We start from the raw sequence: 17,508 nt of genomic DNA on the forward strand, positions 1-17,508 counted from the left end.
TTAGACTGTAACTTTTTTTCTCACTAAAATGTAGCGAATATACACAAGAGTCTTTTTTTAGCGCTTGATTTTGGTTTCAAAAAAGAAAAAGTCTCTTTCGGGTCGCTTTGGGTTTTTAAAATAAATTTATCTTATAAAAAGGAAGAAAAATGATGGCATGGTGGAAACACTTAGCGCTTTGGAAGAAGATCTTTATTGGTCTTTGTTTAGGTTTGGTTGTCGGTCTTTTATTTAAAGAGACAGCATTGATGTTGAAACCTTTGGGAACACTCTTTATTAACATGATTAAGATGTTGATTGTGCCTTTGATTTTCGTAACATTGGTTACGGGTATTACTTCTATGGAAGATATTGGAAAGATGCGTCGTATTGGTCTAAAGACGTTTTCTATCTATTTGGTTACAACAGCCATTGCGGTTGCAATTGGTTTGGCATTTGGTATTGTATTTGAACCAGGTTCTGGTGTTTCACTAGAGAGTGCAGCTGCAATGAATGCTAAAAGTGCGCCACCATTAATGGAAACGCTCTTAGCGCTTATCCCCTCAAACCCATTAAACAGTTTGATGAAAGGTGATATTTTACAAATTATCGTTTTTGCTATCTTTTTAGGTATTTCCATTAACCTAGCAGGTGAAAAAGGCAAACCTGTTGCGGCATTTTTTGAATCGTTTTCAGAAGCGATGTTTAAAATGACTGAGATTGTTATCTCTTTTGCGCCTATTGGTGTTTTTGGTTTGATGGCATGGGTTTCTGCATCGTATGGTATTAAGCCTTGGTAAAGTCATTGCGTGTGTGTATGTGGCTTCTTTGATTCATATGGCTCTTACCATGGGTGGTGGTATAGCCGTGTTTGCAAAACTCAGTCCTGTTAAATTCTTTAAGGGTATTTTATCCGCACAAAGTGTTGCTTTTACAACCACCAGTAGTTCAGGAACATTGCCAGTGACTACGAGCAATACCATTCACAACCTCGGTGTTTCAAAACCAATTGCAAGTTTTGTTTTACCATTGGGTGCAACTATCAACATGGATGGAACCGCACTTTATCAAGGGGTTTGTGTCATGTTTGTTGCGCAAGCTTTTGGAGTAGACTTAAGCTTTGCGAATTACTTAACCATTATTATCACCGCAACACTCGCTTCTATTGGAACGGCAGGTGTGCCAGGGGCGGGTCTTATTATGCTTTCATTGGTATTAACATCTGTTGGTCTTCCTTTGGAGGGTGTTGCGATTATTGCAGGAATCGATAGAATCTTAGATATGGCTCGAACGACTGTGAATGTTACAGGCGATGCGATGGTTTCTGTTTTAGTCGCCAAGAGTGAAGGTGAACTAGACGAGAAAATTTACAATCAAGACAACGTTGAATAAAAAGATGTAAGTAGATTTACATGTAAGGCAAATGCCTTACATGTAAACACTCTTAAACACACTCTGCTTTAAAATAGTGCTTCAAAATAAACGGCGGAATCACCGTGGTAATGACAATCACAAAAATCAACATGGCATAAATCTCATTAGGCAATACACCATTGATACGTCCCATCTCAGCAAAAATAAGTCCCACTTCGCCACGTGGAATCATGGAAACACCAATAAGAGCGTTATTGCGAATGGATTTTTGAAAGATAAAAAATGCCCCTGCAAATTTTGTTAAAAACGCTAGAAAGATAAAGCTTAAGCTCATAATCCAAAACGTACCAGAACTAAAGTCAATGACCCTTAAATTCAACGAAAGACCCACCATAACAAAGAAAATAGGGGTAAAAATTTGAATAATAGGGGTCATATTGACCTTAACATCGTTAAGCAGTTGCTCGTTGGTTCCAAGAGCGGTTCCAAAAGGAAGAAAGAAACGACGAGAAAGGGCAACACCTGCTGCAAACGAGCCTAAAATGGCAGGCGCTCCTACCATATGCGAAAAATAGGAGAAGATAAGAATCAAAGAGATAATAATCGTTGGAATGTACCCTGGAACAAGCATCTTTGCGTGGAATTTATGAATAAGAAAGGAGAGTACTTTTGCAAGAATGGGGGCTAAAATTAAAAAAGAGACCACCATCGTCGTTACGGAGAGTGTGTGTTGAAAACTTACCTCTTGTGCAATGGAAAAATCATAAATAAAGACCAATAAAATTATTCCAATAATATCATCAATGACCGCTGCACCAATGACAATTTGAGCAATATTGGTCTGTTCCATATGAATGTCTTTAAGCACCCTTAGCGTAATACCAATACTCGTTGCAGTGAGCGTTCCTCCAATAAAAAGAGAAATATCAAAGGAGAGGTTAAAAAGATAATAGGCTAGTAAAAATCCACAGATAAAAGGAAGAACAACCCCCAATATAGCAACCGTAAATGATTTCATGCCCGCATCTTTGAGTCTATGAAAATCAGTTTCTAAGCCCACTTCAAATAAAAGCAAGATAATACCAATCTCAGCTAATATTTTTAACACTTCATTGGGAGTAATTAAACCAAAAACAGAAGAGCCTAAAAGAACCCCTGCTAAGAGTTCTCCTAAGACAGAAGGAATGCCGTATTTTGCAAAAAGTTCGCTCAAAAAGCGTGCAACAATTAAAATCAAAAAAAGCGATAAAAAAAACTCATGAATTTGCATCTGTTGTCCTTGATTTTAAAGGATAATCAAACCAATAGTAGTCTTACTCCAATTAATTCGCTCTTAATGAAAAAAGTTTTTTATCCCTGTAAAAATAAGTTGAGCAGCCAGTGCGGCTAAAACAAGACCTGTTATCTTACTGAGCACAATCAATCCTGTGCGACCAATCAGTTTTTCAATATGTCCTGAGAGGTAAAGAAGCACACCAATACTCATAATAGCACATAAGAGCGCTCCCGAACCTAGCAGCATATCATCAAAGCCATTCATATCTGCACCCATGACCATTAACGCACCCACCGTACCAGGTCCTACAGTGACAGGAATGGCTAAAGGCACAACCGCATGTTTTAAAATATCGGCTTTACATGTTGGTTCAGCATTGACATCTTTTTGAACCAAATCAACAGCGGTTAAAAATAAAAGTGCTCCCGCTCCAATACGAAAAGCATCCAGAGTAATACCAAAAAGCTCAAAAATATACTTACCAAAAAAGAGAATAATAAGACAGGTGATAGAAATCGCTAAGGTGACCTTGATGGCAAGACGTTTTTTATCACCCTCATCAATCCCTTTGGTCATAGATAAAAAAATGGTAGTCACAAAAAACGGTGTCATAATGAAAAAGAATTTAACAAAAATAGCAAAAAATGCTGAGAGATGAATCATGAAATTACTCCTTTAAAAAGCGGGTATTATAGCACTTTTTCAGTTGCACTTTGGCAGAATAAACGTATGAAAAAAGAGATACTTTACTTAACCGAATACCTTGCGAAAAGCAAAGAAAACCCATTCTATCCACGCCTAGTAGAAAACCTTAGTGAATGTTCCTTGTATACACCTACGCATTTTACACAGGCACACATCTGTGCTTTACTTAAACATCACTCCTTGCGTGTTCCTAGCAATGAAGAAGAGGGTATTCAACAGCTTGATATGTGTTTGCAAAAATCTTTACCTGAAGCACTCAATGAAGCCAAAAAAACGCTTTTTATGACACTTTTACAAAGCAATTTTCCAAAGAAAAAAAGTTTTTTAAATGTTTCTTTAGAGCTTTTTATCTCTCAGCTTGAGCCTGCTGAAAAAAGTATTTATGAAAATCTTTTAGCTTATGTTGTAGGTATAAATCGTGCGCTAGCACTTTTTTTCGTCTTTGCAAAAGAGGAGCAAAAAGAGCTAACACCAGAGCATTTGGTCACGTTTGCGCAGTCTTTACATGTAAGCTTAATGGCATTGATTTTTAATGATGATGAGCAAGCCCTTTTAGAAGAAGGCTTAACATCTTTGTTAGGGGTTTATTTAAGTTTATATGGAAAATACCTTTACATGTAAACAGAGAAAAAAAGAAGTCAAGCCCATAGGGGTGCTCCTTTTTATTTAAATAAAATACTCCCTAAGCGAATCATATTCGCACCACATGCAATAGCAAGTTCAAAATCATTGCTCATACCCATAGAACAATATTTTGCCCCTTTACTTTGGAGTGATTCAAAAAGCGTGTGGGTTGTCTCAAAACTTTTTTGAATCAACTGTGTATCTTCGCTGTGTGCTCCAATGCTCATAACTCCCTTAAGCTGAATGTTTTTACATGTAAGGCTGATTTGCTCATAAATTTCTAAAGCTTCTTCAGGAAGAACACCTGCTTTTTGCTCTTCATAGGCACTGTTGATTTGTAAAAGCGCATTCATCTGTTTATTCTTTACATGTAAACGTTTATCGAGTTCTTGAGCAAGTTCTAGTGAGCTGAGTGAGTGCATTAAAAAGGGGTCAAGGTCAATGAGTTGATTGATTTTGTTGGTCTGCAAACGCCCGATAAAGTGCCACTCTAAAGGAAGATGTGCGAGTGCGTGTACTTTTTCACTCATGTCTTGAATCTTATTTTCTCCAAAACAGCGTTGCCCTATGTTATACATGGCTTCAATCATCTGGGGCGTTGCGCTTTTACTCGCTGCGACAATTTTGACGATATGATGACCACTCACGCCCAAACGTGCTTTTTCAATACGGGTAAGAATCGCATCCATTGTTGTGACAAATTGTTTAGTTTCCATTGGCCAACCTGTATATGTCATTGATAATTGTAAACGCCATAAGGCTCAAAAGCAATCCCCACCCTGCCATAGTAAGGCTTGTAAGAATTTTCTCATTGGGCGCTTTTTTTGTCAGCATTTCATAGGCATTAAACATAATGTGCCCACCATCAAGAGCGGGAATAGGCAATAAATTAAAAACACCCAGATTGACTGAAATAAGCGCTGTGAGTGCAAAGAGTGCGATGATACCTGCATCACTTGCATCCGAAGTGACTTTGACGATGCTGATAATGCCACCCATCTCCTTGGGAGAGACAACCCCCTCAACCAGTTTTTGCAGTCCTGTGAGAATCAATGTGGTTGCCCTTAGTGTTTGTTCCCACGCAAATTGAGGGAGTTCATCCATACCATAGTGTATCTCGAGGGTTTTACCACTCGGAGAGATTCCTAGCATTTTTTTCTCTAAAATTTCACCAAACATATTTTGATATTGAGTAATTTTAGGTGTCATATGAAATGTAAAAACACTGCCCGCTCGCTCAATTTTAACTTCCAAAGTATCTGTGCTTTTTTGAATTAAAGCGCTCACTTCATCCCACGTTTGAATCAAAACACCATCAATCATCACAATGCGATCATTGCTTTGAATACCCGCTTCTAAGGCAACAGAATTTTCACTCATTTGACCAATAATAGGGGAGAGTTTGCTCACACCCATACTCCCAATTGCCATATAGAGTAAGAAGGCTAATAAAAAATTTGCAAAAGGCCCTGCAAAAAGAATGATAATACGTTTCCACGGTGCTTTTGTTGTGTAGCTATCGGCATCATAACTGAGCTTAGTAGGGTCTTTGTCGTCTTGCCCTTTCATTTGAACATAACCACCAAGAGGAATCAAAGAGAAGCAATACTCTGTTTTGCCAATGATCTTAGAAAAAACTTTTTTCCCAAAACCAATGCTAAAAACTTCCACATGAACACCAAAAAAGCGAGCGGCTAAAAAATGACCCAATTCGTGAAAAAAAATCAAAAAAGAGAGGACGAGAAGAGATGTAAGTGTACCCATTATTTGACCTCTTTTTTCGTATAACCTATAATATATTCATAACCAGAATAGAGTGTCAGTGCCACTGCAATCCATAAAAGAAGTTCTGCAAAAGGCCAATTCATCATTAAAAAGCCAATGGCAATCATCTGAAAGACCGTTTTGACTTTTCCAGCCATACTTGCCGCAATATTTTTCCCCTCGCTGATTGCTGCCACACGCAATCCTGTAATAAAAAATTCACGGGTAAGGATTAAAAAAATAGCCCAAGGATTGGCTCTGTCTATCATCATTAAACCTAAAAATGCCGCCAATGTGAGCATTTTATCTGCTAAGGGGTCTAAAATGGCGCCTAATTGTGTTTTTTGATTCCAGCTTCGAGCAATATAGCCATCAAAAAAATCAGTTGCACTGGCGAGTACAAAAATAAGGGCTGCAAAATAGTCCAACCAGCTTACATGTAAGCCTGCAAACAAAGCTATATCACGATTGACTAAAAAAATAAACATGAGAGGCGCTAAGGCAATTCTCATGCTTGCAAGGGCATTGGGAAGATTCATCATTTAAATGTCGTTCCGCCATCAATAAGCATGGTATGCCCTGTAATCCAAGAGGCTTTCTCAGAACAGAGAAATAAACACGCACCTGCTAAATCTTGTGGTTGTCCCATGCGACCTAGTGGTGAGAGTTTGGCAGTGACATCACGCACTTCCTCGTAATTGGTAAAAGCACGTAAGGCATCTGTTTCAATAGGTCCACCACTAACCGCATTGACACGAATGCCCTTGCATCCAAGTTCTGCTGCTGCGTAACGAACCATTGTTTCCACAGCTGCTTTTGCCGTACCATGACCTGCATAATTTTCAATATAAACTAAATTACCTGTGGATGAAAGGGAAATAATACTTCCTCCTCCTACTTTTTCCATACGTTTTGCCGCTTCTTGTGCTCCTACGACAAATGCATTGACCGTTGCAGTAAAAATATTATTAATGCCTCTGGGTTTTAACTTCATAAATTTAGTATAGCCACCTACAACAGGACGTCCCGAAATAATAGCGTTGGAGATGAAAAAATCCACACGATCAAACTCTTTATCAATCTCTAAAAAAAGATCTTTATAGGTTTCAGGTTCTAAAATATTTAAAGAATAAGCTCTGGCTTTGATACCATAATTTTTTTCTAAATCCTTAACTTGTTCAATGGCTAATTCTTCATTTGAGTTGTACGTAAATGCAATATTTACTCCCTCTTTTGCAAATTCATAAACAATCGCTTTGCCAATACCTCTGGTACCGCCGCTAATTACAAGTGTTTTACCTTGCATTAAAATCCTTTAATAGTATATTTTTTAAGTGTGTTTTCAATACGTTTCATATTCGCAGGTGTAGGTGCACACAGTGGTAAACGATACTCTAAGGTATCTATCAACCCAGCAATATACATCGCCGCCTTAATAGGAATAGGATTACTCTCACAAAAGAGAATTTTATTGATTTCATAGAGTGAATCATTGATAGCTTTAGCTCCATGATAATCCCCTTTAAGTGCTAAATGTGTAAGCTCTGCAATTTGGTCTGGCAAAATGTTTGAGGTAACTGAAATAACCCCTGAACCTCCATTAGAAAGAATAGGGTAGTTAATCGCATCTTCTCCACTAAAGACAGAAAGATTGGGTTGGTGTGCCAGTAAATCCACACAACGATCAATCGAACCCGTTGCCTCTTTAACCCCAAAAATATTTTGACATGCATCAAAGAGTCTAAAAATTGTATCGGGCAATAAATCACAGCCTGTGCGTCCAGGAACATTGTATAAAAGGACTGGGATTTCAACCGAATTTGCAATGGCTTGATAGTGTAAAAAGAGACCCTCTTGGGTGGGTTTATTGTAGTAGGGAGTTACTGAGAGGATAGCATGTGCACCATGAGATTGTGCAAATTTTGCCAAATCAATGGCTTCATGCGTTGCATTACTTCCTGCTCCTGCTAGGACTTTAACATTGCTTTTGGCGCACACATCCACAGCGATTTCAATACACCTGCGATGCTCTTCATGATTAAGGGTTGCACTCTCACCCGTGGTTCCCACAGGTACAACAACATCAATGTTATTTTTAATTTGTCTTTCAATAAGTTTTGCATATTGAACTTCATCTAATTTTCCATTTTTAAAGGGGGTGATGAGAGCAGTCATTGCTCCTTGTAAACTGTATTGCATTTTAATAATCCTTTCGTAAGATCACTGTCGTGGATGATTGTGGTACTAAATAACGAGTTACAGCGTTAATAATATCTTCTTTTTTTAGTTGATTGATCTGTTCTTCATAATTGAGTAACGGTGCAATATCGCCTTTTGCATAGTACGAACCAAAAAGGCTTGCTAACTCACTTGAACTTTCTAAATTATGAATAAAATCTGCTTTGGTGTTGATTTTAATTTTTTCAATCTCTTTATCGCTTATTTCACCTTTTTTGAGGCTTTCAACAATCGCTAAAATCTCTTTTTCAACATCTTCTGCCTTCACCCCAGGGTTACACACCGCTAGAAAAAGAAATAAAGAGGGGTCTTTGGCTTGCATGGCATAACCGTATACTTGATTGACTAACTGTTTTTCATCCACTAAAACACGTTGTAATTTACTACTTTTCCCGCTGCTTAAAAGTTCACTCAGGCCTGAAAGTGCGACTTGATCTTCATGTTTAAAATTTGGAATTTTATAGGCAATTGCCACCATTTCAACTTCACTCTCTTTTTTAAGCATTACTCGTTTTGCACCATCTTGTTGGGGTTCAATTTGATGGTGCGGTAAAGGTACCTCGGTGTCGTTTTTGATAGAAGCAAAATAGGTTTCAACATTTTGAAAGACTACTTCAGGGCTAATATCTCCTGCTACAACCACAATTGCGTTGGCAGGTTGGTAGTATTTCGAGTGAAAACTACGAATATCTTCAATGCTCCAATGCTTAATATCTTCCTTAAAACCAATGGGTGTCCAGTGGTAGGGATGATAGGTAAATGCGTTGTTAAAAAGTCTAAAGTATAAATAACCAATTGGAGAGTTATCCGTTCTCCATAAACGCTCTTCCAAGACTACATTACGTTCAGGTTGAAACTCTTCATCGGTAAGTCTTAAATTTTGCATCAGTTCTGCAAAAAGTTCTAAAGATTTTGCAAGATTTTTTGAGGAACTTTTTATAAAATAGTGGGTGTAATCAAATCCTGTTGAAGCATTATTGACGCCACCAAAACCTTTTACAATTTCATCAAATTCACCCGATTTTAAATTTTTAGTCGATTTAAAATTAAGGTGTTCAAGCATATGCGCAATACCACTTTTACCCATAATTTCATTGCCACTGCCTACTTTATAGAAAATATCAGTGGTAATTACATCGCTTTTATTGTTCATAGGAATAACGACAATTTGCAAACCATTGTCTAAAGTTTTTGTCACGTGTTGGGGAAGAGAGTTAGCCATTAATGCTCCTAAAAAAGTTAAAAAAAGTAATAAATATTTCATTGTGTATCATCTCCTATCGCTTCCTATAAGCTCACTAATATGTGTAAAACCATCTCGGTTCATACGCTCTAAAATGCCCAAATTGATTTCACGATTTAGAGATGGACCTTTAAAAATAAAGGCTGAGTAAATTTGGATTAAGCTAGCACCCGCTTTAAGCCTTCGATACGCTTCATCGGCTGAGTCAATGCCTCCAACAGAGATAAGCGTGGTTTTTCCAAAGAACTCTTTAGCTAAAGCTTCAAACATGTTAAAGCTTTTTTCACATAAAACTTTACCGCTAATGCCTCCAAAATCTTTGGCATTAGGAAGCAGTGAATAATCAATCGTTGTATTGGTTGCGACAATACCTTGTGCACCATTTTCAAGGGCACATGAACAAAGCTCTAGTGCCTCTTTTATTTCTAAGTCAGGTGCAATTTTTAGTAAAACAGGTTTACATGTAAGCTCTTTTGCCATCACAAAAAGCTCTTTAATAAACTGTTCATTTTGCAAATCTCGAAGTCCTGGAGTATTAGGAGAAGAGATGTTGATCACCAAAAAATCACTTAAATCTTTAAAGCGTTTAATAAGCTTTTCATAATCACTGAGTGCATTCTCCGCACTGGTAGTTTTATTTTTTCCAATATTGGCTACTAAAGGTGTTGCAAAAGGGTAGAGTGATTCTAAGCGTTTTGCAATTTTATGCATACCATCATTGTTAAATCCCATAGCATTTTGAATGGACTCTTGTTCAGGAAAACGAAAACAACGAGGTTTTGCATTACCATTTTGAGGCTCAGGTGTCATGGTGCCATATTCAATATGTCCAAATCCAAGGGCTGTAAGCATTTTTATCATGGTGGCATTTTTATCAAACCCTGCCCCTAATCCTACAGGATTGTGAAAGGTGCGATCAAACAGCGTTTGTTCTAAACGTTTATCGTGAATAAAAAAGCGCTCAGCCAAAAAGGAGAGAACAAAAGGTGTATAGTTTGCCCCATGTTTGAAAAAAAATTCTGCAATGGTGTGTGCATTCTCTGGTGAGAAGTTAAACATCAATTTTTTCATCATTTTATAGCAATCAAACATCTTTTATTTCCTTTGGTATAAAGTATGCGATTATACTCTATGAAAGATAAAAGATGGTTGATTTTGGGCTTTTCTTAGTGTTGAAGCCCTTTAAGTTTAAGATACTCACTTGAGCTTGCTAAGAGTTCTTCATCGCTTCCTATCGCACAAATATGACCGTGTTTTAGAAGGGCAATTTTATCAGCCTTTTTAATGGTTGAGAGACGATGTGCGATAACAAAGGTAATTTTATCTTTAATAAGATTTTCAATGGCTTCAGTAATTTTTTGCTCACTTTGTGTATCGAGTGCGGATGTTGCTTCATCAAGAATCAGCACTTGAGGATTTGAATAGATCGCTCTTGCAATGGCAATGCGTTGTCTTTGTCCCCCTGAGAGATTGGTTCCAAATTCATCTAAGTGTGTAAAAATACCATCAGGAAGTTTTTGTATAAAATCATAGGCATTGGCTTTTTGCAGTGCATCTATGACTTTTGTCTCATCAATTTCTTTTCCATACGCAACATTGGCGGCAATACTATCGTGAAAAATATAGACCCGTTGCGTCACCATAGCAATATTATCTCTTAGATCATATAGGTTAAATTCTCTAAGATCAACTCCATTGATACGAATAGCACCTGAAGAAGGATCGTAAAAGCGCATCAGCATATTCATAAGTGAACTTTTGCCACCACCACTATCTCCAATAAGCGCTATCATCTCGCCCGCTTTGGCTTCAAGGTTCACCCCATGGAGTGCTTGTTTTTCTCCATAATGCAGTGAAGTATTTTCAAAAGAGATTGTATCAACCTGTGTAGGAAAAGCATGGGTACCATTTTGAATATCTGTGCGTTGGTCGAGTAAAAAGAAAATACGCTCACTAGCAACCAGGGCATCTTGCATTTTATTGTAAAGAGATGAGATTTTTTTAATAGGGGTATAGAGCATAAAAAGTGCTGTTAAAAAGGAAAAAAATGAGCCAACACTCATCGTTTCATCAATGACTTCTCCTCCACCAATAATCACAACAACGGCGACACCCACTGCCCCAATAGTTTCCATTAAAGGACTCACCAATTCATTCACTTTAACAGATTTCATGGTTAGCTTAAAGTAGCGCTCATTATCCTTTTGAAAGAGAGCATGCTCATAGTTTTGTGCATTGTTAGCTTGAATCACTTCGATATTATTAAAAATTTCACTCAGTTTTGCTGTAATATCAGAAATTTTTTCTTGAGAGGCTTTGGAAATTTTTTTCATTTTTTTAGCCATTTTGCTCAGTGGGTAGATGGCTAAAGGCATGATAATCAAAGAAAAGAACGCCAATTTTGGACTTTGGTAAATGACCACTCCCATGAGCCCCACAATGGTGAATGATTCACGTAAAAATTCAGGGATAATGCTTGAAACCACAGATCTTATACGTTCTACATCGCTGGTATTTCGGCTAATAAGCTCGCCTGTTCTATAGGTATGAAAAAAGGAGAGATTGAGCTTAAGAAGGTTTCCCAAAATATCTTCACGCAGACGTTTGATAATATTTTGACCAATGTAGGCAGTTGAACAGGCTTGGAGGTATTTTCCCCCTTCTTTTGCCGCATACACTGCGATAATGGCATAAGGAAGCAAATAGAGCATTTCTCTGTCTTTGGCAATAAAAATTTCATCTAAAAGAGGTTTGACCAAATACGCAGATGCTGCTGTTCCGCCACTAGCAAGTGTCATACCAATAACCACTAAAATAAAATAAGGAATATAGTCCTTATAAAAAGGGGCAAATCGCTTTAAAACATCTTTCAGGCTGTACATTAAGCGTTTACCTTTTCCCAGTGTGTACCATTTGCTGTATCCATGAGTTGAATTTGTTTGGCTTCTAAAAGAGTGCGAATCGTGTCAGCTTTGGCAAAATCTTTGGCTTTTTTGGCTTCTGTTCGTTCTTGAAGTAATGCTTCAATGTCTGCTTTTTCTACTTCACTCACACCCATTTGAAAATACATGTAGGGATGATAAAGACCAATGCCTAAGAGTTCTTCAATCCATTTCAAATTTGCATGCGTTGTGGCTTTGAGGGGTTTGTCTTTAGGATTTGCATCGAGCATTTCATTGGCGGCAGAGATCATTTCATCCAAACTGGCCAATGCTTTTGAAATGTTTAGATCATCTTTAAGTGCTTCAAGCATCAACTCTTTAAAAGAGGATGAAATCTGTGAAGGAGGTGTTTCAAAAATACGTTTCTTCAGCCGATAGAGTTTATCAAGGCGTTTTTTACTCATCAGTAAATCTTCTTCAGAGAAGTTAAAATTGGCTCTGTAGTGTGTTGCAAGCAAATAAAAGCGTAAAACTTCACCACTGTAGTTGGCAAGAGCATCTTTTAAAAAGAAGCTATTACCTAAAGATTTGCTCATTTTCTCACCATTAATCGTGACAAAGCCATTGTGCATCCAGTATTTTGCAAGTTCTTGATGGCTTTTACATCTGGTTTGTGCGGCTTCATTTTCGTGGTGGGGGAAAAGCAAATCAGCCCCACCTGCATGAATGTCAATCTGAAAATCACCCTCACTTGCAAGATGTTTTTCTATCATCGCCGAACATTCAATGTGCCATCCTGGACGACCCGTTCCAAAAGGGGCAGGGTAGCTTGGTTCATTCTCTTTTGAAAATTTCCACAGAGCAAAATCTTTTTGGTCTTTTTTCTCTTCTTTTTGCTCTACACGTGATTGTGAAGCCTCTTCTTCCACAAGGCGATGACTTAAGCAGAGGTATTTTTTATCTTTTGACGTATCAAAATAAATCCCATCACTGGTCGCATAAGCAACCTTTGTATCTAGCATGGATGCAACAAAAGAGATAATCTCTTCAACCGTTTCTGTCGCTTTTGGCTCAATATCAGCATCCTTTACATGTAAAGCATGCATTTCTGCTTTGTAACGCTCAATATAGTGCGATGTAATCGCTTCTAGGGATTGATGGCTCTCGTGCATTTTCTTAATAATTTTATCATCAATATCTGTAAAATTTTTGACAAATGTGACCTTATAGTTTAATGCAATAAAAACACGGCGCAATAAATCAAAAGCAATAGCACTTCTTGCATGGCCTAAATGAGCATCATCATAAACGGTTGGACCACAGACATAAATTTTAACTTCATTGTCTCTAATGGGGATAAAGGGTAGTTTTTTCTTGTGTACCGAATCATAAATAAGCATGAATAAGTTCCTTTGCATAACGTAAAATGACCCATTCTAAAAGAAGTAGGGCGAGTAAAATCATCAGCTTTTTACTATACAGTATAGCAAAAAAGGCTCTAAAGCCAAAAGAGCGGAGGGTAAAAAACAACAACACGCATCCTGCTAAAGAACCTGCCAATGCAAGCCCAGCAGCCCCCATAGGTTTGATGAGTGCCAAAGAAAAAAGAAGGTTAGCAACCAGGGAATATGCGGCAATAACCGCAGCCTCTTTTTGGCGCATACGGGCATAAAGCCACAGTGAAAAGAGTTTAGCCAAGCCAAAAGGTACCAGCCCTATCATGTACATCGCTAAGATAAACCCCGTATTTAGGGTGTCTTCTTTGCTAAAAGAGCCATGCTCAAACAAAAGCCAGACAATTTCATGGCTAAGCATATAGCCACCAAGCGTAGACGTTGTCAGTAAAAAAGCTAAAATCCAAAAGCCTTGAGAGAGTAATTTGGATGCTTCTATTTCGTTATTGGCTTTTAAAAGGCGTGTCATTTTGGGAAAAATTCCTGTGGTAAGCGCAATGGCAAAAAGTGCTAGGGGAAGCTGAAAAATGCGGTTACCATAATAAAGGTAACTAATACTTCCACTGATTAAAAAACTAGCCAATGTTGTGTCAACAAAGGAGACAATTTGTGGGGTTGAATTTCCTAAAATTGAGTGAAAAAAAGCACGGTTAAAGTTTTTATTGCTCTCTTTTAAAAGAGCATCTTTCTTCTTTCTATGTCGAAAAGCGAGGGTAAAAAGCCTGCAAAAATTATCTTTTTTGAGGGCAATAAGATGGACGATAACTTGTAAGATACCACCGACTAAGACACCATAACTGAGAGCATAGACAATGGTTTTTTTATCGTATCCTTGAAAGAACAATAAAGCACCTATCATACCAATGTTTAAAAGGGCGGTGGAAAAAGCAGTGACCGCAAAATGATGCTTGTATTGAAGCAGTGAGCCAAAAAGAGTGACACAAAAAATAAGCGGTAAATAGTAAAAATTAATAGCAACAAAAGGTGCGCTAAGCGTAATGGTTTCTTTATCAAAACCAAAGGCAATAATTTTGGCAAAAAATTCACTAAAGAGTGTTACAATCAGTGAAAAGAAAATCAGAAACAAGAAAAAACGTGTAAAAATAGTATAAGTAAAGAGCGCTTTTCTAGGTGTTTTAATAAAACTAGGAATAAAACTTTGTGTAAAGGCTCCTTCAGCAAAAATACGGCGAAACAAATTAGGGAATTTAAAGGCTACAAAGAATATATCACTGTAAATATTTGCCCCTAATATAGAAGCACTAAGCATATCTCGAATAAAACCGAAAATGCGTGATACTAGGGTTCCAATACTGTTTGTAAAAAAAATTTTAATAAGCATGCGCAATGGTATCTAAAAATCGTTTAAACGAAATTTTTATCTATTTTTTGCTACCATTCCCTAATCTTTTACATGGCATTCGCCGATATGTAATCACACCGTTATAAGTTTATGTCACTAAAGGTTATTATTTTGGGAATATTTGATAAAATTAAAGGTCAAACTTCAGACAAAACAACAGAGGTTTCTCAAGTATCGCCTGAATTTAAATCTATTATTATCGACACCAACAATGTTTTAAAAGAGATTAAAAATGTTGCCACAGCCAATCGACTAAACAGTTCAGATTTGGCGTTTAAACTACTTAAAATCATTACGTATTACAGTGATGAAAAAAGTGAAAATCATGAAATGACGCAAGAAGAGATGTCCTTGCTCCTTGATGATAGTTTTTTACTCAATCCCAATCTGAAAATTACACAAACTTACCGAGTAGAAATTTATAAAATAGGGCAAGAAGAGACGCCTATGGCGCATTTACCTGAAATCACACTCAGTGGAAATAAAAATTTAACCAAAATTATTGCAACGGTTGCCCAAAGCCATGATGTGACCTACAGTTCTGATTTAGAACAACGCATGATTGATGATATTCAAATTAAAAAAATTAAAACAGGCATTTTGGTAGGTATTCGTGATCACAACATGTATCAAGAAGTTAAAAAGTTGGTGGCTATGATTCATGTGAATGGTTTTTTAGATAAAAATCATTCTTTTATTGTTTGTGCGGGTGTGGATGAAATCGCTCCAATTAATGATAATTTGGTGTTCCATTACAAGAAAAAAATGAATGCGAAAAGTTCGGATGGAAAAGTAGATTACTCCAAACGGGGTTTTATTTTAGCGGTTGAAAAAGATGAGTGTATTCTTGAATACATCAAACCTCAAGCAGGTACCCCTGGTCGTAATTGTCGGGGTGTTTTTATAGCGGTTCCTGAGCCTCGTGTTTCTCATACTGAAGTGATAACAACAACAGAACATATTACAAAAAAAGAGAGTGAAACCAGCATCAAATATATCGCAAATCGTGGAGGATATGTCAATATTGATAAAGGTACCTATGATATTCAAGAGCATATGGAAATTAATGAAATTAGCTTTAAATCCACAGGTTCTATCGATGCCAGTTTGGATTCTAATATCAAGATAAATATTAAAGAGACGGATATTCTCAAAGATGCCATTGGTGCGGGAATGAGTGTAGAGACTGCTGAAGTGCATGTGCAAGGGAATGTAGGCAGCGGAGCAAGGGTAAAAGCAAAAGTGGTTGAAATTGGTGGACAAACGCATCAAAGCTCTTACATTGAAGCGGATAAAATTAAAGTAACGGTTCACCATGGTGAAGCCAATGGTCAGGATGTTGAAATCGAACGCTTAGAAGGTGGTAAAGTCATAGCCGATACGGTCTATGTGAAACATATGACAGGCGGAGAAATTATTGCTAAGGTGATTAAAATTGACAATTTGATGTCCAATGCAAAAATTACGGCTTCGGAAAAAATTGAAATTGCGGAGTTTAAAGGAAGCAATAATAAACTGATTATTGATCCCAGCGTCACGAAAGAATTTAATGAAATGATAGCGTCTATTAATAAAAAAATTGAAGTTTTAGAAGAAGAACTCAAAGCCTTTCCACGACAACTTACCAGTAAAAAAGAGTTTATTGACAAAAATAAACCTATGGCAGAGATGGTCAAAGAAAAAATCATGGAGTTAAAGCGTAACAATGTTGAACCCCCTATAACGCTTTTTGCAAAAGTAAAAGACTTTCAGGAAAAAGTGATGGACTACAACGCTTTTTTACAAATTTTTAAAGATAAAAAAGAGGAATTACGTGAGTACAAAGAAGAGCTTAATGGTGTTCAAAATAAAGTCTTTTTGGCAAAAATCATTAACCACTCAACCTGGAAAGAGTTCAATGAGGTTCGGTTTAAATTGATTTATCCACCACGTGACATGACGTATAATCCAAAAGAGAATGAAATTATCCGTGAAATAAGCCTCAAAGATATGGGTACAGGAGAGTATCGTATTATACGGGCAAGTGAGTACAGTCGTTCATGATAGTGGGCATTGAGGGAAGTGTTGTCAAAAAAGAAGTGACATCGGTTTGCATTAAGACGGCTTCAGGATTAAGTTATAAAGTGTTTGTCTCACTCTTTAGTATTTCAAAAATTAATAAAAATGAAACAATTTCTTTACATGTAAGTCAGATTATTCGTGAAGATCAGCACAGTTTGTATGGTTTTATAGATGAAAATGAACAAAAAGTTTTTGATACCTTGATTAAACTTAATGGTATTGGTCCTTCCACCGCCCTTGCCATCTGTTCAACCTTAAGCCCTGATGATTTTGCGGGGGCACTGCTTTCTCAAAATATTAGTGCTTTCCAAAAAGTTCCAGGCATTGGTCCAAAGAGTGCAAAACGTATTTTGGTGGAGCTGAGTGATTTTTCATTGCAATTGTTGAACGATGAACATAGCAATAGCAGTATGCAAGAAGCCTCTATGGCGCTTGAGAGTTTAGGATTTAAAAAAGAGATGATTCGTAAAGTTTTAAGCACACTTCAAGGGAACGATACCCAAAGTATTATTAAAGAAGCGCTGAAAAAGCTTTCATAAGAAAAG

The 17,508-nt window shown here is 37.2% G+C and carries 15 protein-coding genes and 1 pseudogene; 4 read left to right on the forward strand and 12 right to left on the reverse strand.

What is annotated here, in order from left to right:
* Window positions 1-152 precede the first annotated feature (152 nt).
* Window positions 153-1,371 (forward strand): annotated as a pseudogene (locus SULBA_RS05925) (dicarboxylate/amino acid:cation symporter).
* Window positions 1,372-1,423: 52 nt separating this feature from the next.
* Here SULBA_RS05925 and SULBA_RS05930 read toward each other — a convergent pair.
* Both SULBA_RS05930 and SULBA_RS05935 read right to left on the reverse strand, forming a co-directional pair.
* Entirely contained in the window at window positions 1,424-2,623 is a 1,200-nt protein-coding gene (locus SULBA_RS05930) for a cation:proton antiporter (RefSeq protein ID WP_014769372.1), read from the reverse strand.
* Window positions 2,624-2,686: 63 nt separating this feature from the next.
* Complete coding sequence (locus SULBA_RS05935; RefSeq protein WP_014769373.1) at window positions 2,687-3,292, reverse strand: MarC family protein; 606 nt, start codon at window positions 3,290-3,292, stop codon at window positions 2,687-2,689.
* Between SULBA_RS05935 and SULBA_RS05940 the strand changes: the two genes are divergently transcribed.
* Window positions 3,284-3,955: a hypothetical protein gene (locus tag SULBA_RS05940; RefSeq protein WP_245391448.1), complete on the forward strand. Its 672-nt coding sequence runs from the start codon at window positions 3,284-3,286 to the stop codon at window positions 3,953-3,955. The two genes, SULBA_RS05935 and SULBA_RS05940, sit on opposite strands and share 9 nt — an antisense overlap.
* Window positions 3,956-3,996: 41 nt before the next feature.
* Here SULBA_RS05940 and SULBA_RS05945 read toward each other — a convergent pair whose 3' ends face one another.
* The 10 genes from SULBA_RS05945 to murJ form a co-directional block, all read right to left on the reverse strand.
* Window positions 3,997-4,674, reverse strand: a complete 678-nt coding sequence (locus SULBA_RS05945) for a YggS family pyridoxal phosphate-dependent enzyme (RefSeq protein ID WP_014769375.1) — start codon at window positions 4,672-4,674, stop codon at window positions 3,997-3,999.
* A complete protein-coding gene (rseP, locus tag SULBA_RS05950) occupies window positions 4,664-5,722 on the reverse strand; it encodes an RIP metalloprotease RseP (RefSeq protein WP_014769376.1) in 1,059 nt (352 codons plus the stop codon). Before rseP ends, SULBA_RS05945 begins: the two co-directional genes overlap by 11 nt.
* On the reverse strand, window positions 5,722-6,264 hold the full coding sequence (gene pgsA, locus SULBA_RS05955; protein WP_014769377.1) for a CDP-diacylglycerol--glycerol-3-phosphate 3-phosphatidyltransferase: 543 nt from the start codon (window positions 6,262-6,264) through the stop codon (window positions 5,722-5,724). Before pgsA ends, rseP begins: the two co-directional genes overlap by 1 nt.
* Entirely contained in the window at window positions 6,261-7,028 is a 768-nt protein-coding gene (locus SULBA_RS05960) for an enoyl-ACP reductase (protein ID WP_014769378.1), read from the reverse strand. Before SULBA_RS05960 ends, pgsA begins: the two co-directional genes overlap by 4 nt.
* The gene (gene dapA / locus SULBA_RS05965) at window positions 7,028-7,921 is read right to left on the reverse strand and encodes a 4-hydroxy-tetrahydrodipicolinate synthase (RefSeq protein WP_014769379.1); all 894 of its coding nucleotides are present in this window, start codon (window positions 7,919-7,921) and stop codon (window positions 7,028-7,030) included. The genes SULBA_RS05960 and dapA overlap by 1 nt, the downstream gene beginning before the upstream one ends.
* 1 nt (window position 7,922) lies before the next feature.
* On the reverse strand, window positions 7,923-9,182 hold the full coding sequence (locus SULBA_RS05970) for a M16 family metallopeptidase (protein WP_156790516.1): 1,260 nt from the start codon (window positions 9,180-9,182) through the stop codon (window positions 7,923-7,925).
* Window positions 9,183-9,230: 48 nt separating this feature from the next.
* Window positions 9,231-10,295, reverse strand: coding sequence for a quinone-dependent dihydroorotate dehydrogenase (locus tag SULBA_RS05975; protein ID WP_014769381.1), 1,065 nt, complete (start codon window positions 10,293-10,295; stop codon window positions 9,231-9,233).
* Window positions 10,296-10,369: 74 nt separating this feature from the next.
* A complete protein-coding gene (locus tag SULBA_RS05980; protein ID WP_014769382.1) occupies window positions 10,370-12,085 on the reverse strand; it encodes an ABC transporter ATP-binding protein in 1,716 nt (571 codons plus the stop codon).
* Window positions 12,085-13,485, reverse strand: coding sequence for a cysteine--tRNA ligase (cysS, locus tag SULBA_RS05985; protein ID WP_014769383.1), 1,401 nt, complete (start codon window positions 13,483-13,485; stop codon window positions 12,085-12,087). Before cysS ends, SULBA_RS05980 begins: the two co-directional genes overlap by 1 nt.
* The gene (gene murJ / locus SULBA_RS05990) at window positions 13,472-14,881 is read right to left on the reverse strand and encodes a murein biosynthesis integral membrane protein MurJ (protein WP_014769384.1); all 1,410 of its coding nucleotides are present in this window, start codon (window positions 14,879-14,881) and stop codon (window positions 13,472-13,474) included. The genes cysS and murJ overlap by 14 nt, the downstream gene beginning before the upstream one ends.
* Window positions 14,882-15,013: 132 nt before the next feature.
* Here murJ and SULBA_RS05995 point away from each other — a divergent pair, with 132 nt between their 5' ends.
* Window positions 15,014-16,945 (forward strand): flagellar assembly protein A, encoded by a 1,932-nt coding sequence (locus SULBA_RS05995; protein ID WP_156790517.1) that lies wholly within the window; start codon window positions 15,014-15,016, stop codon window positions 16,943-16,945.
* Complete coding sequence (gene ruvA, locus SULBA_RS06000; RefSeq protein ID WP_014769386.1) at window positions 16,942-17,502, forward strand: Holliday junction branch migration protein RuvA; 561 nt, start codon at window positions 16,942-16,944, stop codon at window positions 17,500-17,502. The genes SULBA_RS05995 and ruvA overlap by 4 nt, the downstream gene beginning before the upstream one ends.
* Window positions 17,503-17,508 lie beyond the last annotated feature (6 nt).

Source organism: Sulfurospirillum barnesii SES-3 (genome assembly GCF_000265295.1).
Classification (GTDB): Bacteria; Campylobacterota; Campylobacteria; order Campylobacterales; family Sulfurospirillaceae; genus Sulfurospirillum; species Sulfurospirillum barnesii.